Raw genomic sequence first — 23,209 nt, forward strand, 5'->3', positions numbered from 1 at the left:
CGAATTCCTGACATTTCGCCTAAAAAATAAACGTAAAAATGCCGGAGCACAGATTGAAAGTAAGAAGATGCTCTTATGAAAAATAAACGACCTATAAATAACCTGTTAGCCTCACTGTTCCTCTTCACCTCTGCCTTCTCGTTAGCCGAGACAGCAGCGATTCCTGTTACAACCGAAACAGTCAAATCCCAAGCATTTGATGTTCAGATCGAAGAAGCCGCAAAAATTAGCGCGACCGATTCGGCAAACCTGACTTTCAGCACCGGTGAGAAAATAAAAGCGATTTATTTCAAAGACGGTGATGCCGTCAAGAAAGGCAATCTCATCGCCGAGCTTGACAGCACCAAGGCCAAGGCAGAGTTCGACAAAGCCAAAAGCTCGTTGAATATGGCCAAGACTAAACTACAGCGCACCCAGAACCTGTTAAAGAAGCAACCTGATGCCCTGTCTCCTCAGGACGTTGACGAGCTGAAGGAACAAGTCAACCTGGCCGCCGCTGATTTCCGCCAAAAGCAGGCCGTGCTGCGCGATTACCAGATCATCGCCCCGTTTGACGGCCGCCTGACAGCCTTCAGCCACTCTGTGGGCAGCCACATCGATGCCTCGAGTGTTCTAGTCAGCCTGTATCGCCTCGATCCGGTAAAAGTCAGCTATACCATCAGCCAGGACGATCTCGGAAAAGCCGCCAAGGAGCAGGCCGTGCAAATTACCGTCGATGCCTTCGCTGACCAGACTTTCAAAGGAAAAGTCAATTATGTTGCCCCTGCCGTCGATGAAAACTCCGGCCGGGTAGAAGTCCACGCCCGTATTGCCAACCCCGACCATGTACTGGCACCAGGCATGTTTGCAAACGTAAAACACAGACTGGCAAAAGGGAAAAAGCAACTCCTGATCCCGCAGAATGCCGTTGTTGCCAACAATAACGAGCGCTATGTCTGGGTGATTTCCGATGGCAAACCTGTTAAGCAAACGATCAAGCTCGGTCAGAACACCAATGATGGCTACGTCGTGGTTCGTCAGGGGCTGAAAAAAGGCCAGCAAGTCGTGACAACCGGCCAACAAAAGCTGACGGCAGAAAGTGCCGTCAAGGTACTGAATAGCGATATCAATACCAACGATAAAGAGAGCAATACCCAAGCGCCAATTCACCCTAGCACCGGGAAACCTGCGGCATCGGAGGAAAGCTAATGCGATTGCCAGAGATTTGTATACGCCACCCTGTTTTTGCCTCAGTACTGAGTATTGCAGTGATCTTGCTGGGCCTGTTGTCGTTCCAAAAGCTGTCTATCCAGTATTTTCCGGATCACAACACACCGACCGCGACGGTCAGTGCCAACATTACCGGAGCCAGTGCCGAGTTCATGTCACGCAACGTTGCTGACAAGCTGATCGATGCCGCAACCGGCCTCGACAGCGTTGATACCATGGCAACAGACTGTCAGGAAGGCAGCTGTACCCTGAAAATTGATTTTGCCGATGATGTCGATGACGTCGAATATACCAACCTGATGAACAAGCTGCGCAGCAGCGTAGAAGGGATCAGTGATTTTCCGCCGAGCATGACGAATAAACCTACAGTTACTGACAACGCCTCCGATACCGGCTCTGCCAGCAATGTGATCACTTTCGTCAATACCGGCGGGCTCGAACAGCAAGAGATGTACGACTACATCAGTCAGCAGCTTGTCCCGCAGTTTCGCCACATTCAAGGTGTCGGGGCCGTATGGGGACCGTATGGCGGTTCGTCCAAGGCCGTCCGCGTCTGGCTCAAGCCCGAGCGCATGATGGCCCTTAACATCAAAACGGCCGATGTTGTCGGTACACTGAGTTCCTACAATGCCAGCTTCACGGCCGGTACTATCATGGGCGAAGCCCGAGATTTTTCTATCAACCCGATTAACCAGGTTGAGAATATTGATGATGTCCGCGATCTGGTTATCCGTGTCGACAACGGCCAGGCCATTCGCCTCAAGGACATTGCCGATATTGTCATGGGAGAAGAGAGCCTTACCCCAAGCCTGCTGACCGTCAACAAGCAACAGGCAATGTCGCTGCAGGTGCTGCCGCTACGTACCGAAAACCCGGTTACCGTTGCCGAGCGAGTGAAAGAAGCCATAAACCAGATGCAGGGCCAGCTGCCTGACGGCATCGAAATGAAAATGGTATACAACCAGGCCGACTTTATTGAAGCGGCGATTGATCAGGGCTTCTCGACCCTGGTCGAAGCTATTGTTCTGGTTTCCCTGGTGGTCGTACTGTTTCTCGGCTCGCTCCGGGTTGCCTCTGTCCCTATCATCACCATTCCCGTCTGTGTTATCGGTGTGTTTGCCGTTATGGCATGGCTCGGCTTTAGTATTAACGTCCTGACCATTCTGGCAATCATTCTGGCGATTGGCCTGGTGGTAGATGACGCCATCGTGGTAGTGGAGAACTGTTACCGCCACATCGAAAACGGCGAAACACCCTTCAACGCGGCCTTAAAAGGCAGCAAGGAGATTATCTTCCCGGTGATAGCAATGACGCTGACACTGGCGGTGGTTTATCTTCCTATCGGTATGATGTCTGGCCTGACGGCCGATCTTTTTCGTCAGTTTGCTTTTACCCTCGCGGCAGCTGTAATTATTTCGGGCATGGTCGCACTAACCCTGTCGCCGATGATGAGCGCCTACCTGATCAGGCCCGTCGGCAACCAGCCCAAGTGGTTTAGCAAGGTCGATAACCTGCTGAACAAACTGGCCGACAGCTACACCCGTGAACTTAGCAAATGGTTCAATCGTAAACGCATTATGGTTGCCATTGCACTGGTGCTGGTCGGATTGTCCGGTGCTGCATTTATGAAGATGCCGCAGATACTGCTGCCGACCGAAGATTCCGGCTTCATTGACGTCACCTCGACCGCGCCGACGGGTGTCGGGCGACAGTACCACCTAAAGCACAATGACGAACTCAATAGCGTAATGGCTGACAACGAGGCCATCGAGGCAAACCTGTCCTATATCGAGGGTACCCCGACAAACCATGTGATGCTCAAGCCTTGGGGTGAACGCACCCAGAGCGCCGACGAGGTGATCGCCGGGCTGATAGACAAAGCCAGCAGCAATGTGTCTGCCTACAGCATGTCTTTCTCGGTCCGTACGGCTGACAACCTCAATGTGGCCAACAACCTGATCCTTGAACTGACAACCGTTGACCGCAACACTGATGCGCTAAGTGATACCGCAGACAAGGTCACCCAACTGCTGGAAGACTATCCGGGGGTAACCAATGTCAAAAACTCGGTACTTCGCGATCAGCTCAACTACGATTTGTCGATTGATCGCAATGCCATCATTCTGTCTGGTGTCAGCTACAGCGACGTCACGGATGCCCTGTCAACCTTCCTCGGCTCCGTGAAAGCGGCAGATATGCAGTCGGAAGATGGGTTTACCTACCCGATCCAGGTTCAGGTGAACCGCGAGGCACTGGGTAATTTTAACGTACTGGACAAGCTGTATGTCGGCTCGGCGTCGGGTCAGACACTGCCGATGTCTCAGTTCGTCACCATCAAGCAGACCACGGCAGAATCAAGCTTCAAGACCTTTATGGGCAAAGATAGCGCCGAGATCACCGCTGATCTGATGCCGGGCTATACGGCCAGCGATATCAAAGCTTATATCGATCAGGAATTGCCCAAACTGCTGCAAAGTGTCCAGGGCTACGACTATAACGGCGTGGTCAAGGAACTGACCGACTCCCAGGCTGGGACTCAGTTACTGTTCCTGCTGGCGCTGCTCTTTGTCTACCTGATTCTTGCCGCCCAGTTCGAGAGCTTTGTCGATCCGCTGGTGATTATGCTGACCGTACCGCTGTGTATCGTTGGTGCGGTGCTGACCCTGACAGCATTCGGTCAGAGCATGAATATTTACTCGAAGATAGGCCTGCTGACCTTAGTCGGGCTAGTAACCAAACACGGGATCCTGCTGGTCGAATTTGCCAACGAGAAGCGTAAACACGATATGCCGGCTATCGAGGCGGCCCTGGACAGTGCCCGCTCTCGCCTTCGTCCGATCCTGATGACCTCGCTCACTATGATCCTGGGATCACTGCCGCTGGCACTGGCATCCGGACCCGGATCGCTAGGGCGGATCAATATCGGGTTGGTACTGGTTGGTGGATTGATTGCCGGGACCTTCTTCTCCCTGTTTGTCGTACCTGTCGCTTATGTGGGTATGGCTAAGCTCAAGGAGAAAGACATTCTGGCAATAGTCAGGAAATCAAACAAGCCGCAGCCTTCACAGTAAGGCCTGCTGGCAACGATTCGACCTCATGCTCAAGGCTATTTCAAGACAATAAAAAAAGCCTGCAATTGCAGGCGATTTCTGTTTATCCGTTAACAAAACTTGCAAATACTGCTGTTATTGCTTCTCGGCCAAAATGATACGCAGCGTACGACGTAGCGGTTCAGCCGCACCCCATAGTAACTGATCACCCACCGTGAAAGCATTCAGATAATCGTCACCCATTGCCAGCTTGCGCAAACGACCAACCGGAATAGACAGTGTCCCGGTTACTTTGGTCGGGCTCAGCTCCTGAACCGTGATATCACGCTCATTCGGGATCACTTTCACCCAGTCGTTATGGGACGCAATCATTTCTTCAATTTCGTCCAGCGGAACGTTCTTCTTCAGCTTCAGGGTCAGCGCCTGGCTGTGACAACGCATGGCACCGATACGGACACAAGTACCGTCAATCGGGATTGGGTTATTGTCCAAACCAAGGATCTTGTTGGTCTCAACCGAGCCTTTCCATTCTTCCTTGCTCTGACCATTGTCGCGCTTCACATCAATCCATGGGATCAGCGAGCCTGCCAGCGGCACACCAAACTCCTGGGCAGGGAAGTCAGCAGCACGCATTGTATCCGCCACCTTACGGTCAATATCCAGGATTGATGTTGCCGGGTTAGCCATTTCGCTAGACACCGTGTCGTTAATCACACCCATCTGGCTGATCAGCTCACGCATGTTCTTGGCACCCGCTCCCGATGCTGCCTGGTAAGTTTGAGAGGTCATCCACTCAACCAACCCGGCCTGATAAAGGCCGCCTACCGCCATTAGCATCAGGCTGACCGTACAGTTACCACCGGTAAAGGTGTTGGTGCCAGAGTGAATACCTTGTTTAATTTGATCGAAATTCACCGGATCAAGCGCGATGATCGAGTCTTCTTTCATTCGCAGCGTTGAAGCGGCATCAATCCAGTAACCTTTCCAGCCTGCCTGGCGCAAAGCCGGGAAAACTTTCTCGGTATAGCTGCCGCCCTGACAAGTAATAATGGCGTCGAGTTTTTTCAGGCTCTCGATATCAAATGCGTCCTGCAATACACCAGCGTCTTTACCAAAATTGGGTGCCGGAATACCGACTTGAGACGTAGAAAAGAACACTGGCTCGATAACGTCGAAGTCTCCTTCTTCAACCATTCGTTGCATCAGCACCGAACCCACCATACCACGCCAACCAACCAGACCAACTTTCATCATTGTTACTACACTCCCTGTTCAGAATTTCATATTCGACATACCAATCGGCAGAACTATCTGGCCATACCACTCACAGCACTAGCTGCAGATAGTTGTGCCTACTGGCAGTAGTTCATCTATAGAGATTTAGGCGATGAAAAACAAGCACAATCTGCATGAAATGAGCAAAAAAATGCCTAATCGCAGAATAAGGAGCATTTTCACTGGGTAAAAATGCCTCATTCCAAACAAAACAACCACCACCAGTGCTGACACCCTTTACGGGCCAGAAAACAACCCATCTGGCAATAAAGTGCCAGATAAACAAACTAAAAGTGATTCTTTTATACGCCAAAAAGAGAAAAACACATTTAACAAAACAAACTGTATCATGCGACTATTTTTGAAATACTACTCACACCCTGATAACCTAAAAATAGTTACATCACTGGTTATTTACTTCAATAACAAAGCAAATGACAAAAAATAAAGCTACAAAACAAGCAATTTACGACAAATAGATCAATCTTTGAGAACAGTTAAAAAACAACCAAAGCACAACACAAACACTAAAAATTAACACTTTTTAAAAGAGTTAATATGTATTTTTTCTTTATTCAGCCAACTGGTTGGATGAGGTCACAGAAAGACACAATATTTATCGCGGGACTCAGTGCATTCGGATAGAGTAGCGCCGAAACGACATGAGCACTCTAAATGAATGACTCACAAGTCATAAGAATTATTATTATTTGCCTCTGAGAATTGCTAATTCAGGGGCTTTCCATTTTTTACAGGCTCGAACTAACAAGGTTAGAAGTATGAACAAACAGACTGTGAAACTGCCATCGCTGTTACAAGTCATTGTAGCGTTGGGTATTTTTCTTGCGCTGGCATTCTCTTTCACCGCAAAACTAGATTTACCTATCCAGCTGGCTCTCTATATCGGCTGGTTCGTTATAATGGCACTGGGCATTAAGCTGGGTCATGACTACAAATCTCTGGAACAGGCTGCAACCAAAGGTATTTCCAACGGCCTGGGTGCCGTACTGATCCTGCTTGCCGTTGGTGCGCTGGTCGGTACCTGGATTGCCGGCGGTATTGTTCCAACCATCATTTACTATGGTCTTAAAGCCATTCACCCATCCATTTTCCTTCTGGCAACAATGATCATCTGTTCCCTGACAGCGCTGGCTACAGGTACTTCCTGGGGTGCTGCCGGTACAGCAGGTATCGCCATGATGGGTATTGGTCAGGGTCTTGGGATCCCGGCACCAATGACTGCAGGTGCGGTACTGTCTGGCTGTTACTTCGGTGACAAAATGTCTCCGCTGTCAGATTCCGTGATCCTTGCCTCTTCTATGTCTAACGTAGAGATCATGGAACACATTAAAGGCATGCTGCCAATTGCACTGATCAGCTACATCATCACAGGTATTCTGTTCACCGCGGTAGGCTTCCACTACGCAGGCAATGTTGACATGTCTCAGGTTGAGTCTGTCATTGCAGCGATGGATCAGCAGTTCGTTATCTCTCCGTTCTCGTTCGTTCCTGTCATTATCGTGCTGGCACTGCTAGCCATGCGCCTGCCTTCATTCCCTGTTATTTCGCTTGGCTCTCTGCTAGGTATCGTATGGGCTGTGATGGTTCAGGACATGGATCCACTCGCCGCATTCAACACGGCATGGGCACCGTTCTCTATCAGCTCCGGCGTAGACTTCATCGATGCAATCCTGAACCGTGGCGGTATGTCATCCATGCTGGGCTCAGTAGCGGTTATCGTCTTCGGTCTTGGTTTTGGTGGCCTGCTGGACAAAGTCGGCGTATTGCAGACGATTGCCAAGCTATTTGAAAAACGTGTTAACTCTGCAGGTAGCCTGTCTGTATCGACAATTGCGACGGCGTTCCTGGGTAACGTGTTCGGCTCGGCGATGTACGTATCTCTTATCCTAACGCCTAAAATCTGTGCCAAGAACTACGACCGTCTGGGCTACCAGCGCAAGAACCTGTCTCGTAACGCCGAGTTCGGTGGTACGTTAACTTCCGGTATGGTGCCGTGGAGTGATAACGGTATCTACATGGCAAGTATCCTGGGTGTGGCGACATTCTCTTACGCCCCGTTCATGTGGCTAAGCTTCGTTTGTATCATCGTAACGATTGTGTCTTCTTACATGGGCTGGTTCGTTGATCGCTGTCCACCATCAGCAACGGCTGATGCAGAAGACGAGATTGAAGGTATTACCCAGCAGCAAACCGCTTAATACCTTGCTCATGAACTAAAAAAGCGCCTAAGGGCGCTTTTTTTATATCCAAGCATCTCGCTTTTAAAGTTTTGGCGCACATTCACCAACCCCATCAACATCACAAAACACATCAGCAAAGTAAATAACAACAAAGCCCGCATAATATAAAGCCAATGAACATGTTAAGACCAAAACAAAAAAACCAAATACCTAAACTTTTACAAAATCTAAATGGCTAATTAATTTAAATAAAATATATAAATAGTCCAAATAATAAAAGGTTAACCCATTTATATTTACAAACTCCTTTTAATTACGATCTGGCTCACAAATATAAACACCTGCCTCCTTAGTGTTAAGTTTCAGTGGCACATATTGACCCCCGTCAATTCTTTACCCTGACGATCAGTGAAAAATAGCCCTCGTTCATTTTTATGCACAAACTCTCATACCGATATTCATCATTATTTGAAAAGAGCTCTGTGCACAATCCGTTTATCGCTACGGCGATTAGTCGACATTTATGAGGTTACATTTATGAGCAATCCAGCGGACCAAGGCCGTAAGGTCACCATTGGCAGTTATCTTGCCCTCGCTTTTGCTGTTGTCTTTTTCTCGGGCCTACTGCAATCCAATGAATGGTACGGGGTCTTCGACTTCACCACTCTTAATGGCTCATTTGGTAATGTGGTTTACTCGGTAAACGAAACTGCCGACGGTGTGCAGGCAGCAACCACATCCATGCGCGGTAAAGGCGGCAGCGGTGCGCGTGACGGCTTCCTGTTTGCCCTTACCCTGATCCCTACCGTGATGTTCGCACTAGGTATGATCAACGTTCTTGAGCACTACGGCGCACTGGATGCAGCAAGAAAACTGCTAACACCACTACTTCGTCCTCTGATGGGGATCCCGGGGAACTCGGGACTGGCACTGATTGCCTCGCTGCAAAGCACCGATGCAGGTGCCGCAATGACCCGTCAGCTAAAAGATGAGGGTCACCTGACCAAACGTGAGACCGATGTTTTCACCATGTTCCAGTTCTCGGCAGGTGCCGCTATCGTTAACTTCTTCTCATCCGGTGCTGTGCTGTTCACGCTCACCAATATGGACGGCACACCAGCAGTCACCTCATCAATTGGTCTGGCAGTTGCCATCATGTTCATCTTCAAATTTGTCGGCGCCAATATGTTCCGCCTCTATCTGAACATCACCGAAGGCAAAGAAGATAAATCCACACAACAACCAGAACAGAAACAAGAACTGAATAAGGAAACAGCATAATGGCAACTGCAAAAAAACCAATGGTGACTGATATCTTCGTCGAGGGTGCCAAAAAAGGCTGGACCATTGCCACTACCTCGACAGTTCCCAACGTACTGATGGCATTTGTCATTATCAAAGCGCTGCAAATTACCGGAGCACTGGATGTAATGGGCAGCCTGTTCTCGCCTGTTATGGCAGTCTTCGGCCTGCCCGGCGAAGCGGCAGCCGTACTCATCGGTGCCTGGATGTCGATGGGAGGTGCCGTCGGCGTGGTTATTACCCTATTTGATCAGGGTATCCTAAACGGTCAGCATATCGCGATTCTGGCACCGGCTATCTACCTGATGGGCTCTCAGGTGCAATACATGGGCCGGATCATGGGCCCTATCGGCACCGAAGGGCGCTACATTCCGGTTATGATTGCCCTGTCTGTCCTGAATGCATTCGCCGCCATGTTTGTAATGAACATTCTCGTTTAATTCTCAGAGAGGGGGCTTCCGGCTCCCTCTTTCCTGCTGCCTTTCAGTCCCTGCTGCGACAGGGAGCATTTTTCAGGAGTGACTATGAACACCTCACAACAAGATTTCTCTTTACATGAATACCTCGAAGAATTACGCCCGCTTATCAATGTCGACTGCGGTACGCTGACCACCGAAGGCATTGAGGTTATTGCCCAGCAAATGGCGAATAAGTATCTGGACATGGGCTGGTATGTCAAACGTGTTGACTGCGGTATTGCAGGCACTGGCCTGGAAGTTCGCAACAAGCCAGACAGCGACAGTATCGATGTCATGCTGATCGGACACATGGACACTGTTTTCCCAGTCGGCACCGTGGCAGCCCGCCCAATGACAGTCGATGAGAAGCGCGCCTATGGACCTGGCGTGTCTGACATGAAATCCGGCCTGCTGAATGTTGTCTATGCCCTGCGCGACATGGATAAAAGTACACTCGATAAGCTGTCTATCTGTATCTGCATGAACCCGGATGAAGAAATCGGCTCGTTGCATTCTGAAACGTGGCTGAAAAGTGTGGCGGTGAATGCCAAACATGTCCTAGTCGCCGAAGCTGCCCGCGCCGATGGCTCGCTCGTCAAGGCACGAAAAGGGATGGCACGTTACCGTCTGACTTTCTCAGGCAAAGCTGCCCATGCCGGTAACGATCCGCAAAGCGGGCGAAGTGCCATCACCGAAATGGCCAACTGGATCCTTGGCATCAATGCACTCACCAACTTTGAGTCAGGCACAACCCTCAATGTCGGTGTTGTCAAAGGCGGCGCGGGTGCCAATATCGTCCCGGATCACGCCGAAGCCGTGGTCGATGTCCGATTCTGGGACAACGACGAGTATGCCGATGCCGATGCCAAAATCCGCGCAATGGCAGAAAAACCTTTTGTTGATGGTGTGGCAATAACCATTGATCGTGAAGCCCATAAGCCTTCGATGGTACCGTCGGAGAAAACCGAGGCCCTAATGGCGCTGGTTGAAGAGTCAGGCAAAGAGCTGGGTATTGATATCAAGTGGCAGGAAGTCGGTGGCGGCTCAGATGCCAACCTGACGGCCGTGCTGGGTATTCCTACCCTTGATGGTCTGGGTCCGGCCGGGGCAGGCTTCCACAGTGCCGATGAATATCTTGAACTGGACACGATTGAGCCTCGCATTCAGCTACTGAAAAGAGTGCTTATCAAACTCGCAAACTAATTACCAAACGCAATGAAAACAACACAGGGCGCCTTTCGCGCTCTGTGTGTTAATACTGATTGTCCTGCCGCTCGTAATCTCGCTGAGAGCTTCGATGTCGATTGCCGGTATACCGTTTCATAAATTTCGCTCTGACCGCACACAGGTGCCTTTGAGACTCATGAAGCATTTCTTTTCTTAGCTTTCTTTCCAGTTTGCACGTTTTCATTGCCAACCTCGATACAGACTTCTATCAGGTCAATATTCCTTCTTCTTCATAGCAATGTTATTTCGCATTGATCGTTACACTGACCATGAATAACTGACGGTTCAATCAATAGAATATAACTGCAAATAGCCCCTCTCAACCAATATGACCCAATCCTGACAAACTCGTACAAGCTGATGCTTTCCTGCTCGGTATCAAAAGTTTCATTTAAGATATAGGTTATTGAACAGATAATGATCCGGATCAATGACCCGGGGCATTCAGTACCTATATCCTCCTCCCCTATTATAAAGTTGCACAATAAATACACCTTTTAAGGAATGCAATAATGTCGAACCTAGCAATGTTTTGTCACCAGTGCTCAATGGCCCAAAGCGGCGGCTGTGGCAGCACAGGTAAAACTCAGGGTACATGCGGTAAGGATGAAACCCTGTCTCGCCTTCAGGATATTATGATTTTCGGCCTGAAAGGTCTGTCAGCATACCGTACCCATGCCGACGATCTTGGCGCGGATACCAAATCGGTTGACGATGTTATCGCCGAAACACTGTACTTCACGCTGACAAACGTTAACTTTAGCTTTGACCAGCATATTGCCCAGCTAATGAAAATCGGTGGTGCCGGTAGCGAAATGATGTCTCGCCTCGGTGAAGCTCACCACGGTCGCCTCGGGATCCCTACTCCTGTATGCGTACCGCAGAACAAAGCCGAAGGTAAAGGTATTCTTGTTACCGGTCACGATCTTGAGCTACTAGAACGCCTGCTGATTGCCACCGAAGGCAAAGGCATCAACATCTACACCCACTCCGAAATGCTGCCAGCCCACGGTTACCCAGAGCTGCGTAAGTACAGCCACCTGAAAGGCAACATCGGTAAAGCTTGGTTTGACCAAAAACAACTGTTCCAGAAGTGGAACGGTACCATTATTGTAACGACCAACTGTATCGTTCCTCCGACAGGACGTGCAGATTACGCCGACCGTCTGTACAGCTACGGTATTGTGGGTATCGACAACTGCCGCCAGCTAGAAGATGATTTTGCGCCGCTGATCGAGCAAACACTAGGCCTGCCGGATATCGAAGGCTTCGACAGCGACGATACTCTGATGACAGGGCACAACTACAAAACGATTCTTGGCCTTGCTCCGCAAATTCTGGATGCCGTTAACGCTGGCAAGATCAAGCAATTCTTCGTGGTTGCCGGTTGTGACAAACCAGGCAAGCCGAACGATTACTTCCGTGATCTGGCGCTGTCTATTCCGGACGATTGCATTATCCTGACCTCGTCTTGTGGCAAGTTCCGCTTCAATGACCACGACTTTGGTACCGTACCGGGCACAGAGATCCCTCGCTACCTTGACCTTGGCCAATGTAACGACAGCTATGGTGCCGTGATGATTGCACTTGCACTGAGCGATGCGATGGGTGTACCGGTTAACGAGCTGCCTGTGAACATCGTTCTGTCCTGGATGGAACAGAAAGCCGTTCTGATCCTGCTTGCCCTGTTCAACCTGGGTATCCAGAACATCTACCTGGGCCCTAACCCACCAGAATTTGTCAACGAGGCAATCTTCGAGTTCCTGCAGCAGCAGTTCAACCTGCAGCTAACTGGCAATGTTGAAGATGACCTTGCCAAAATGCTGAACCCTCAGCCAGAGATTGAGGTAGTCGAAGCCTAAGTCGCTTCGCTCCCTTCGCTCAACCGGGCCGGCCTCACCCTACCCACACAGAGGTCGGCCCGATTCAAAATAATAAGACAGCCAAGCTTAATTACTGACGGTACCCCATTTCAGCACCATCAGCCTTAGCTTGAACAGACAGTGCTTGTTCGCTGGAGTAAGTTATGCCTAAAAATCCACGGATTGATAACCAAAACATCACCTATGCCACGATGGACGGCAACGAAGCCGCCGCTTCCGTCGCCTATCGCTGCAATGAAGTCATCGGCATTTATCCCATCACACCTTCTTCCCCGATGTCGGAAGCCTGTGAGATCTGGGAGAGCCAGGGACAAAAAAACCTGTGGGGACAAGTACCGCGGGTTATTGAAATGCAATCTGAAGGTGGTGCAGCTGGTGCGGTTCACGGTGCATTGATGGCCGGTTCGATGGCCACCACCTTTACCTCATCTCAGGGCTTGCTGCTAAAAATCCCGAACATGTACAAAATTGCCGGTGAACTGACGCCGTTTGTTATGCATGTCGCAGCGAGAACGCTTGCTACCCATGCCCTGTCCATTTTCGGTGATCATTCCGATGTAATGGCGGTACGTCAAACCGGTTTTGCCATGCTGGCGGCCAATTCGGTCCAGCAAGCCCACGATTTTGCCCTCATCAGTCAGGCCGCAACACTGGAAAGCCGGATCCCGTTTGTCCATTTCTTCGATGGTTTCCGCACCTCGCATGAGATCAACAAGATCGCGATGATCGACGATGACACCATTCGCCAGATGATCTCCGAAGATCATGTTGATAGCTTCCACCAGCGTGGGTTGACACCCGATGCGCCAAGCATTCGCGGTACAGCTCAAAACCCGGACACTTTCTTCCAGGCACGTGAAGCCGCCAATGGTTTCTATCAGGCATGTCCGGATATCGTGGCTGATAAAATGGCCCAGTTTGCCAGCCTGACCGGAAGAGAATACAAGCTGTTTGATTACTACGGACACCCGGAAGCCACCGATGTCATTGTGATTATGGGCTCGGCCACCTCGGCTGTTGAGCAGGCAATTGATCACCTGCTGACGACCGGACGTAAAATCGGTATCGTCAGTGTTCACCTTTATCGCCCGTTCTCGCTCAAGCATTTCATGTCCGTGCTGCCTGCCAGCGTTCAGCAGATCGCCGTCATGGATCGTACCAAAGAACCAGGCTCCGTCGGTGAGCCGCTATATCTTGATGTGGTATCAACCATCCAACAGGCGTACGCGGCAAAACAATACCCGCACCTGCCTGCAATAATGGGCGGTCGCTACGGCCTGTCATCGAAAGAATTCAATCCGGGCCATGCCGTCAGCATCTTCAATGCGATGGCCGACGAGCAGCTCAGCCATAACTTCACGGTGGGGATCTGTGATGATATCACCCACCTTTCTCTGCCGCCGGTTCCTGCCATTGATGCCGAGCCAAGCAGCCGACTACGTGCCCTGTTCTACGGTCTGGGTGCCGACGGTACGGTCAGTGCCAATAAAAACACTATCAAGATCATTGGTGAAAACACCGACCTGCATACGCAGGGGTATTTCGTCTATGACTCCAAGAAATCAGGCGGTACGACTGTTTCTCACCTGCGTTTTGACACCATGCCTGTCGAAGCGCCGTACCTGATTGAGCAGGCTGAGTTTATTGCCTGCCACCAGTTCCAGTTTGTCAACAAACTGGAAATGTTCGAGCACGCTGCCGAGCAGGGTACCCTGTTGCTAAACAGCCCGCATAACGCTGATGACGTCTGGGAGCACCTGCCGCAGGAAGTCCAGAAGGTCATCATCGACAAACAGCTCAATCTGTATGTTATCAATGCCGTAGAGCTGGCCCGTGAGCTCGGGCTGAAAAACCGTCTGAACACCATCATGCAGACGGCCTTCTTTGCCCTCAGCGAACTAATGCCACTCGAGCAGGCTATTGCCCAGCTCAAACAGGCGATTGAGAAAAGCTACAGCAAGCGTGGCCCGGCTATCGTCGAGGCCAACCACAAGGCCGTCGATGCAACCGTTGCCCGTCTGCAGCAGGTGGCGATTCCGCAGCAGGCCACCAGCTTGTTCCGCCGTCCGCCTGTCGTTAATGAAAAGGCTCCCGATCTGGTCAAGCGCGTCAGTGCTATGATGATGGCCGACAAAGGCGACCTGCTACCGGTAAGTGCCTTTCCTGTAGACGGTTGCTGGCCGACGGCTACCAGCCAGTGGGAAAAACGCAACATTGCCCAGGAAGTGCCGGTCTGGGAAGAAGATCTGTGTACCCAGTGTAATATCTGTACCCTTGTCTGCCCGCACGCTGCTATCCGTGCCAAGACCGTCACCCCAGACGCCCTGGCAACAGCACCCGAAGGCTTCAAGAGAGCCGAGTACAAACAGCGAGACTTTAAAGGCCAACAATACACATTGCAGGTTTCACCGCAGGACTGCACCGGGTGTAACCTCTGTACCACGGCTTGCCCGGCCAGTGACAAAGCCGACCCGTCGCGCAAGGCCATCAACATGGCACCGAAGCAGCCGGTACTGGAATCACAAAGCAAGAACTACGAGTTCTTCCTTGATCTGCCAGAGCTTGAGCGTATTGATATCAAACGTATCGATGCCCGTACCAGCCAGTTGCTGCAGCCATTGTTCGAGTATTCCGGAGCCTGTTCCGGTTGCGGAGAAACGTCCTATGTGAAGCTCCTAACCCAGCTGTTTGGTGATCGTTTGTTAGTCGCCAATGCTACCGGCTGTTCGTCAATTTACGGCGGTAACTTGCCGACCACACCGTATGCCGTCGATAAACACGGACGCGGGCCTGCCTGGGCAAACTCCCTATTCGAGGATAACGCCGAGTTTGGTCTGGGTATGCGCCTGGCACTCGACAGCAAACGTAACAACGCGCTAAGCCTGTTGGAGACAGCTGCTGACATCTTACCGACCGAGCTACAGGAGCAGATCAAGCAAGATGCCTTTGACAGTAGCGAAGCCGCTGTAACCCGTCAGCGTCAGAACCTCAGCCGAATGAGAGCCGAGCTGCCATACAGCCACCGCCAGCTCAACGAACGTGCTGACGATTTGGTTGCCAAGAGTAACTGGATAGTCGGCGGTGACGGCTGGGCCTACGATATTGGTTTCGGCGGTTTAGACCATGTTCTGGCCGGCAGCGACAACGTCAATGTACTGGTAATGGACACTCAGGGTTACTCCAACACTGGTGGACAGCAGTCCAAAGCAACGCCTACCGGTGCTGTGGCCAAGTTCGCCACCCAAGGGAAAACCAGCAACGGTAAAGATCTGGCGCTAAACATGATGATGCACGGCAATGTGTACGTCGCCAAAATTGCCCTGGGTGCCAACATGAACCAGACCATCAAGGCACTGCAGGAGGCCGAGGCCTATCCGGGACCATCGCTGGTCATCGCCTACTCGCCATGTATCACCCATGGCTTCGACATGGCCGAAGGTGTCGAGCACCAGCAACTATTGGTCGAAACCGGCCTGTGGCCGCTGTTCCGCTTCGATCCGCGCCGGACAGACAAAGGCAGGGCCGCTCTGCAAATGGACTCCAAAGCACCGAAAAAGGATGTCGAGGAGCTGATCAGCCGTGAAGCTCGCTTTACGCAGATCCTGCGCCGCAACCCTGAACAGTATCAGGCCAACCTGGTACGGTTGCGCCAGCAAGTTGCTCACAAGCACCTGTTACTGGAGCAACTAGGCCAATGGAAGCCTGAAAAGAAATAATCATTAGGCGTGGCAGCTCTCTGCTACGCCTAACCGAACATAAACAGACTGAACCATCAGCAATACAAGTTAGCTGGAGATGAACATGACAAATATTGGTATTTTTTTCGCAAGTGACACAGGCAACACCGAGAAAGTTGCAGAAAAGATCGCAGCCCGACTGGAGCTGGAAACTAACGATATTGCCGGCTGCAGCAATGAAGTGTTTGACGACTATGATTTGCTGATCCTCGGTACGCCAACTGCTAACTATGGTGAAATGCAGCCGGACTGGGACTGTTTTGTACCAGAGCTGGAAGATGCTGATCTAAGCGGAAAGAAAGTAGCGCTATTTGGTCTGGGTGATCAGGTGGACTATCCGGATAGCTTCCAGGACGCAATGGGCGATCTGGCCGATCTGATTGTTGAAGCAGGCGGCGAGATCATCGGCCAGTGGCCAACGGACGGTTATGAGTTTAATGACTCGCGCGCGGTTAAAGACGATAAGTTTGTCGGTCTGGCTCTTGATGAAGACCGCCAGCCTGAGCTTACCGATGACCGTATCGCAATCTGGTTAAACACACTGGGACTTTCGGCTTAACGCCTTAACATGGACCAGTCGTTATAATGGCGCAAAACAAACAAAGGCTGCATCATGCAGCCTTTGTCGTATATAGCCAAAATGTATCGAACACTTCTGTGTGATTTATCTCGAAGCTGTTATCTTGTCGACATTGACTGTGTGTCAACCGTTCCTACAGAGCGATAACTGTCGAGTTTGAACTTTAAGGCCTGCAACGGACGCCGCCAGGCGAATTTTGGCGAAGACCAACGCAGCACATGAGAGAAATGCAGTCGCTTGGCAGGGTGGTAACACTGACTCTTGCATTGCAGACAGTTAGGCTTGTCTTCTCCCAGGCGACAGCTGGCAACCCGCGTTTCGACATATTCAATAAGCCCTTCACATTCAGGACAAATGATTGCCCCACGGTGCAGCGTTTTACAATATAGGCGAATCATCGCTTTTGCTGTGTCCAGTTCACGCTGCTTACGAACTGAATGTTTCGTTTGAACTATCATAGGGGCGGTATTATCCATCGCAGCCAAAAACAACCTTTGATAAAGATCAATTTTGCCTGTCGATTGAATTATTCCGCCAAATCAACCATACCTACAGTATAAATATCTAACCAAGCCCAAACTAGAAAGCTGTTATTCTGTGATAAGTGCGTCCACCCTCACGTTTTTGAGTCAAAAAACACCAAATTCACCCATATTGATCTCAATTTTCCCAGCAAGAGCCTAGGCAACTACCGCTGCGTTCTGAGTCAAATAATGGGTAACGGCAACAACGGTATCGTTCAGGACTTTCTCGAGCTTCCTATATTCAGCATCAGCAACAACTTGCTGCTTTTTAAAATGCTTCTCGATGATCTCCGCCTGCCGCTTTAGGGACTCAGCACCCAAACTGCTTGCGACCCCTTTTAGACTGTGAACCAACCTCAGAGCAGCCTCATCTATTTCATCGGGCGCACGCTGATAGACCATCTGCTGTAGCTTTTTCGCATCAAGAGCATGTTCCTCGATAAATATCTCAAACAACATTTTGACTGATTCTGCATCGTCATCCATAGACTCCATCACATACGCCACATTCAGCACGTCTAGCTGCTCATCCTCTCTCTGAGGCCCTGACTGCTGGGCTTCAGCCTCCAAGCTCTCACGGTCTGCACTGTCGCGATCGGCAATATCTGGTACTTCAGAAGACTTGATCTGAGAAAGATCGGTCTCAACGGGCTGGATCTCAGCATCCTGAATCACTTCAGGCGCAACACCCCCAATCTGTTCAGCATTCGCCAACTCTTCAACACATGTCATCTCTTCAACCACAACAGCATCTTGTTCGCGTTCTGCTTCCTCGGCAAGGTACGCCACGATGGCCGCCTTCAGCTCTTTAAGCGCCTGATCTAATCGCTCAATATCTTCGGCGTGAACTGCAATACCCTGTTTGCAACAATGCTCGATATATTCAGCACGCTGGCGCAACCTGCTGGCGCCAAAACTGCTGGCAACACTTTTGAGGCTGTGTGAAATTAAACTTACCTCATCACACTGACCGCGCTCAAGGCTGGCAGATAGCCGCTTGGCATCATCAATGTGCTCCTTGAGGAAAACCTCCAGCAGCATCACCACAGACTCCCTGTCACCGTCCATGCTGTCGAGCATCTGTTCCGTATCAAGTACAGAATCCGCAATACGGCTTTTTTGCTCTTCAATTGGTGATAGCTTGGCTGAAGCCTTGCTGGCGTGCTCTGGGTCCCCGGCAGTCGCACCCTGGCCCTTAACATCGCAATCCTCTCTTGAATCATACTCCGGTACCAACAATGCTGATGTCGCCTCCGTGATCGGCATGGCCTGCATGTTCCTACGTCGACCGACAACACCATAGCTCGCCCCACCAATACCCACGAGCGCTACCAGAACGGCCAGTATCAAGCACAACCAGGTCAGGGTTGTCTCTGATTGGACCAAAACTGATTGCAACTTCTGAAGAGAAGCAAGGAAAGGATTCAGATCGACACTTTCGATCGCCGTCAGGTCTGCGGCAACCTGACCTTTAGCAAGGAGAGTCTCTCTGTCAAAAACATAATGCCGCGTCAGCCAGGCATATTCTGCCTGGTCGGCAAATTGATTGCCCTGCTTAACCAACGGGGTGATCTTGGCTTGAACTGAAGCCGGACTATCACCATGTTGCCACTCGGTCAAACGGCTACGAAACGGTGCTGTCAGTTCACTTTGTTGTTCTGAAACGGGCCGTGATGAATCGGCAGATACGGTAATCACTTGCCACCGCAACTGCTCAGCCTCATTTTGCAACTGCGAGGTAGAACTGATGAAACTCAGGGTCGATGCCGATAGCATAGAAAGATAGGCAATAACGCCCGTTCCGACCAACAATAACAATAAACCCAATACGAGAATAATAGGTGACGAGTCTCTGCCCTGCTGTTCAGCCTGCCGACTTCGCTCTGGCATTACAGGTGCAACAGCAGACTCTGATACAGGCTTTTCTTCTATTTTCATACTCACCCCTATCTACGGTATTTCAAGAACCGGTTGGCACACCTCTCTCCAACGCTAATATATAAAAACCAAGTCATCATAGCCTAGCAACACTAACATTTAGCTTAGCCAACATCTTAACCATATTCCATTAGACATTATGCACGCAATGGCATATCAATATCCAAGATACAAAAAAGCCACCTTCATCATAGATAAAGGTGGCTGTCTGGTAGTCAGCGTAATTTAACTATCAGTGTTCAGACGTCGCTGCAGTTGATCCTTCAAATTCGGTGGGGTTCCCTTGATTGTCAGCGTATCGGTATCGGCATCATAAAAAATGCGCTCGCCCAGAAGCATGCTGTCAAAGTTAATCGACACCCCGCCACCTGAACCGACAAACTTGGTCAGCTTGCGCATGGCGGTACGATCGGCCGGAAAGCTCTCTTCCAACTCGTAGCCCTGATTGGCAGCAAACTGATAGAAGTCAGTGCCGTCCTCGGTGGTCGGCAGCTCTCCCGCCAGCTCCTTCACCGTCACCTCATCGCCGGCCTGTAGCTGGCCATTGCAGTAATCGTAGACTTGCTTACGGTATTGCTGCTTCTCTTCCTTTTCCAAACGCGAGTCAGCACAGTAGTCCTCAACCGCCTGCATCAACACCTGATTTTGTTCCTTCACGTCCAGCCCGACTTCTGCCTGCATAAAATCAAGGAAAAAATCTGCAATTTTTCGACCGACACGCCCCTTGATGAAGGTCAGGTATCGGTTTGACTCGCTATCAGTTTCCCAGGACGAGAGATCGATGCGTGCAACAATGTCCATTTTGCCGACATCGAGATAGTCAGTCGCACTGATATCAAGTTGCTCGGTCACCTTCATACTGTGACAGGTCGGCAGTAAACCGATAAACAGATAGTCGGTCGCCAGAGACTGATACTCGGCCATAACCAGGGTGCCGGCATCGGCAAACGGATATTTAGCCAGCTCGGTTTGCAATTTTTTTGCCGATTGGTTAGAAAACGACAGGAAATCTAATTCTCCGGAGCGAATTTGCTTCAGCCAATGGCTGAACTCACTGTCTTCTGCAAAGTGGGCAAAGCCTTTCGCGCCCTTGCTGCTGTAGACCCGGTGTAGTTCAGCAACCAGGTCCTCTGTCGATTGGTTATTTTCAAGCGTTTGTTTTCTAAGGTGAACTTCAAGTTCATCCTGACCATTTTTTGTCAGTTGGTGCAGGATGACGTTCGAAAGCGTAAGACTCATAATGGAAAAGTTTCAGTAAATCTAAAGTGTAGGTTATTATAAGTCGCTTTCTTTAACATTAAACAAGACTTCCTATGCCAATTACTTCAAAATACACCAATAAAAAAGTTGAACAAATCATTGATGACGTGTTCGATGTACTAGAGAAGCATGATGCTTCTGCGGAACTAGCACTGATGATCGTAGGTAACATCGCTACCAACGTGATCAATGCCGACGTTCCAGCATCGCAAAGGAAAGCAATCGCAGAAAAATTCTCACAAGCTCTGCTCTCCTCGATTAAGGAAGATTAATTTGTTTGTTGGCGTCGCAACTATGACTGGGAATTACTGACATCTATGGTCACCAGCGGTAACAATTATAAAGACAAAGTCTCACAGCTGATCAGCTGGGGACACTGGTTCAGTTTTTTCAATATCATCGCGGCCATGCTACTTGGCACCCGTTATATTGCCCATTCTGAATGGCCCGAAAGCATCCTGGGCCAACTTTATCTTGGATTAAGTTGGGTCGGACACTTCGGGTTTCTTGTCTTTGGTTTTTATATTCTGGTTCTCTTTCCGGCCAGCTTTCTGATCCCCTCACAGCGCCTGATGCGGCTGTTTGCGGTATTGGTCGGCACCATTGGCCTGACAGGGTTGCTTCTGGACACCCATGCCTATGAGTCTCTGGATTTGCACCTGAGTCCACTAGTGTGGGACTTGCTGTTAAGCGGAGAGAAAACAGATCTTAACGCCCGCTGGCAATATCTATTTGTTGCTGTCCCTGCAATATTCCTTATGCAGTTAATTCTGTCTGAATGGTTGTGGCGCAAGCTCAGGAAGCTGACTCGCAAACATGTCGGCGTACCTATCGCTATGATTTTCGGCTTCTGTTTCCTGAGCAGCCACCTGATCTATATCTGGGCGGATGCGAACCTATACCGTCCGGTGACCGTGCAGCGCTCCAACTTCCCGCTGTCCTACCCGATGACCGCCAAGACCTTCATGGAGAAGCATGGCTGGCTGGATAGACAGGAGTATGCAAAACGCCTTGATGCCCAGGGGATTGCCGAAAGCGAACATATCCGCTATCCAATGAATAAGCTGGCGTTCAACGATCAGGGCACAGGCCAAAATGTGCTGATCGTGATGATTGATAGTCTGCGCAGCGATATGGTCAATAAAGAAACCATGCCGTATCTAACCGCCTTTGCCCAGCAAAACCTCAACTACAGCAACCACTATAGTGCCAGTAACGAGAATGCCGGGGGCGTCTTTGGCCTCTTCTACGGGTTACCGGCCGGCTATATCAACAGTGTCCGCTCTGCGAACTCGTCACCGGTATTACTTGATACGCTTAAAAGGCGCGGTTACCAGTTTGGCTTGTTCAGTGGTAACGGTTTCGAGACATCCATCTACTCGGAAGCAATTTTTTCCAGCCGCAAGCTGGCGAAAATAGCTGATGAAACAAATACCAATAGTGACACGAAAGCCATCGCTGACTGGAAGGACTGGCTAGATACCCAATCCAACGACTCGCCGTGGTTTAGCTATATTGAACTGGCATCTATCGAGAATTTCGAGGAAGATGGCGACTTTGCCCCGCAGTTTGAACCGTCCCTGAGCAGTTCCGACTCGAATCCTGCCAATATCGATACAACTCAGTTACTGAAGAACAGTTACCGCAATGCGGCCTACTATGTTGATGAGCTGCTTATTGATGTGTTTGATCAACTCGTTGCCAACAATGCGCTGGACAATACCGTGGTCGTCATCACTTCAAACCACGGCAACGAATTTAATGAGACCGGGACCAATAGCTGGGGTGCAGAAACCAATTACAGTCGCTACCAGCTAAAAGTACCGTTTATCATGCACTGGCCAGGAAGTGTTCCGGCCCAGACTACACGCGCAACAAGCCATTTGGATCTTGTACCGACGTTGATGGAGTCATTATTGGCAACAACCACGCCGGTGACGGACTACAGCAGCGGTGTCAGTTTGTTCGAAACTAGCCCCAAGCGCCGCTGGGTACTGGCAGGGAGTGACCGAGACATTGTCGTACTGCAGAAAAACACGACGACAGTAGTAGATAAACACGGTAATTACCGAGTTTATGATCAGGACTACAAGCTGAAAAGCGGCGGAAAACCGAAGCTTTCAACCCTGATGCAGGTCATGCATGAACTGAAGCGCTTCTATCAGCCAGAGTGACCCTAGGCCAAAACGGCTTGATCCATCCCTACAAAGGCAGCTTTCAAGCTGCCTTTGTTCTATACCCAAGCAACCCAAACTAATAAAACTTGGAATTATCGGCGTAACACTGCTCAAACCCGTCATTCCAGCCACTGGCATATTTCTTGTCAGTCAGCAGCCGCTCCGGATCACGACGAAAGCCGTCATGGTAAGTCTGAGCTTCCTCTTTCCGGCTGCTACAGCCATCTTGGTATCCATCAAGGTAATTACGGGTAAACCCCAGCTCAACAAGCCTTTCATGGCGAGTATCTGCACAGCTGGCAACCAAAATAACGATGCCGACAACCCAGCTCCCGCGCATTATAAGAGTCATAGCACACCACCCTAAATAGCATCGAAAATCATAGGC

At 50.3% G+C, this 23,209-nt stretch carries 16 protein-coding genes; 11 read left to right on the forward strand and 5 right to left on the reverse strand.

The annotated features are described in order from the left end of the window. Nucleotides 1-75: 75 nt before the first annotated feature. Together BIT28_RS14350 and BIT28_RS14355 are read left to right on the forward strand one after the other, a co-directional pair. A complete protein-coding gene (locus BIT28_RS14350) occupies nucleotides 76-1,188 on the forward strand; it encodes an efflux RND transporter periplasmic adaptor subunit (RefSeq protein WP_075764842.1) in 1,113 nt (370 codons plus the stop codon). Beyond that, nucleotides 1,188-4,280, forward strand: coding sequence for an efflux RND transporter permease subunit (locus BIT28_RS14355; RefSeq protein WP_075764845.1), 3,093 nt, complete (start codon nucleotides 1,188-1,190; stop codon nucleotides 4,278-4,280). Before BIT28_RS14350 ends, BIT28_RS14355 begins: the two co-directional genes overlap by 1 nt. A gap of 114 nt (nucleotides 4,281-4,394) precedes the next feature. On the opposite strand, the gene asd is transcribed toward BIT28_RS14355, so the two are convergent. After that, on the reverse strand, nucleotides 4,395-5,510 hold the full coding sequence (asd, locus tag BIT28_RS14360; protein ID WP_089153680.1) for an aspartate-semialdehyde dehydrogenase: 1,116 nt from the start codon (nucleotides 5,508-5,510) through the stop codon (nucleotides 4,395-4,397). 803 nt (nucleotides 5,511-6,313) lie between these two features. On the opposite strand from asd, the gene nhaC reads away from it, so the two are divergent. From nhaC to fldA, 7 genes are all read left to right on the forward strand, one after another. Next, nucleotides 6,314-7,753, forward strand: a complete 1,440-nt coding sequence (gene nhaC, locus BIT28_RS14365; RefSeq protein ID WP_075764849.1) for a Na+/H+ antiporter NhaC — start codon at nucleotides 6,314-6,316, stop codon at nucleotides 7,751-7,753. A 519-nt stretch (nucleotides 7,754-8,272) separates the two neighbouring features. Further along, entirely contained in the window at nucleotides 8,273-9,016 is a 744-nt protein-coding gene (locus tag BIT28_RS14370) for a nucleoside recognition domain-containing protein (RefSeq protein ID WP_075764851.1), read from the forward strand. After that, nucleotides 9,016-9,477, forward strand: a complete 462-nt coding sequence (locus tag BIT28_RS14375; protein WP_075764853.1) for a YjiG family protein — start codon at nucleotides 9,016-9,018, stop codon at nucleotides 9,475-9,477. Before BIT28_RS14370 ends, BIT28_RS14375 begins: the two co-directional genes overlap by 1 nt. 84 nt (nucleotides 9,478-9,561) lie before the next feature. Continuing rightward, on the forward strand, nucleotides 9,562-10,698 hold the full coding sequence (locus BIT28_RS14380) for a M20 family metallopeptidase (RefSeq protein WP_075764855.1): 1,137 nt from the start codon (nucleotides 9,562-9,564) through the stop codon (nucleotides 10,696-10,698). Between the two features lie 536 nt (nucleotides 10,699-11,234). Beyond that, nucleotides 11,235-12,584 (forward strand): hydroxylamine reductase, encoded by a 1,350-nt coding sequence (hcp, locus tag BIT28_RS14385; protein ID WP_075764857.1) that lies wholly within the window; start codon nucleotides 11,235-11,237, stop codon nucleotides 12,582-12,584. 164 nt (nucleotides 12,585-12,748) lie between these two features. After that, a complete protein-coding gene (gene nifJ / locus BIT28_RS14390; RefSeq protein WP_075764859.1) occupies nucleotides 12,749-16,321 on the forward strand; it encodes a pyruvate:ferredoxin (flavodoxin) oxidoreductase in 3,573 nt (1,190 codons plus the stop codon). Nucleotides 16,322-16,406: 85 nt separating this feature from the next. Further along, nucleotides 16,407-16,901, forward strand: coding sequence for a flavodoxin FldA (gene fldA, locus BIT28_RS14395; RefSeq protein ID WP_075764861.1), 495 nt, complete (start codon nucleotides 16,407-16,409; stop codon nucleotides 16,899-16,901). A 119-nt stretch (nucleotides 16,902-17,020) separates the two neighbouring features. Here fldA and BIT28_RS14400 read toward each other — a convergent pair whose 3' ends face one another. The 3 genes from BIT28_RS14400 to yejK form a co-directional block, all read right to left on the reverse strand. Further along, nucleotides 17,021-17,380, reverse strand: coding sequence for a nitrous oxide-stimulated promoter family protein (locus BIT28_RS14400; RefSeq protein WP_075764934.1), 360 nt, complete (start codon nucleotides 17,378-17,380; stop codon nucleotides 17,021-17,023). A gap of 222 nt (nucleotides 17,381-17,602) precedes the next feature. After that, nucleotides 17,603-19,384 carry an Hpt domain-containing protein gene (locus BIT28_RS14405; RefSeq protein WP_075764863.1) on the reverse strand — a complete coding sequence of 594 codons (1,782 nt, stop codon included), beginning with the start codon at nucleotides 19,382-19,384 and terminating at the stop codon, nucleotides 17,603-17,605. A gap of 225 nt (nucleotides 19,385-19,609) precedes the next feature. Next, nucleotides 19,610-20,623, reverse strand: coding sequence for a nucleoid-associated protein YejK (gene yejK, locus BIT28_RS14410; protein ID WP_075764865.1), 1,014 nt, complete (start codon nucleotides 20,621-20,623; stop codon nucleotides 19,610-19,612). Between the two features lie 74 nt (nucleotides 20,624-20,697). On the opposite strand from yejK, the gene BIT28_RS14415 reads away from it, so the two are divergent. Together BIT28_RS14415 and BIT28_RS14420 are read left to right on the forward strand one after the other, a co-directional pair. Continuing rightward, nucleotides 20,698-20,916, forward strand: coding sequence for a YejL family protein (locus BIT28_RS14415; protein WP_075764867.1), 219 nt, complete (start codon nucleotides 20,698-20,700; stop codon nucleotides 20,914-20,916). A 45-nt stretch (nucleotides 20,917-20,961) separates the two neighbouring features. Next, nucleotides 20,962-22,818, forward strand: a complete 1,857-nt coding sequence (locus BIT28_RS14420) for a DUF3413 domain-containing protein (protein ID WP_075764869.1) — start codon at nucleotides 20,962-20,964, stop codon at nucleotides 22,816-22,818. Between the two features lie 79 nt (nucleotides 22,819-22,897). Here the strand turns inward: BIT28_RS14420 and BIT28_RS14425 are convergent, their stop codons facing one another. Beyond that, the gene (locus tag BIT28_RS14425; RefSeq protein WP_075764871.1) at nucleotides 22,898-23,173 is read right to left on the reverse strand and encodes a hypothetical protein; all 276 of its coding nucleotides are present in this window, start codon (nucleotides 23,171-23,173) and stop codon (nucleotides 22,898-22,900) included. Nucleotides 23,174-23,209: the final 36 nt, after the last annotated feature.

Origin of the sequence: Photobacterium proteolyticum, from assembly GCF_001939735.1 — a bacterium.
GTDB classification, from domain to species: Bacteria; Pseudomonadota; Gammaproteobacteria; order Enterobacterales; family Vibrionaceae; genus Photobacterium; species Photobacterium proteolyticum.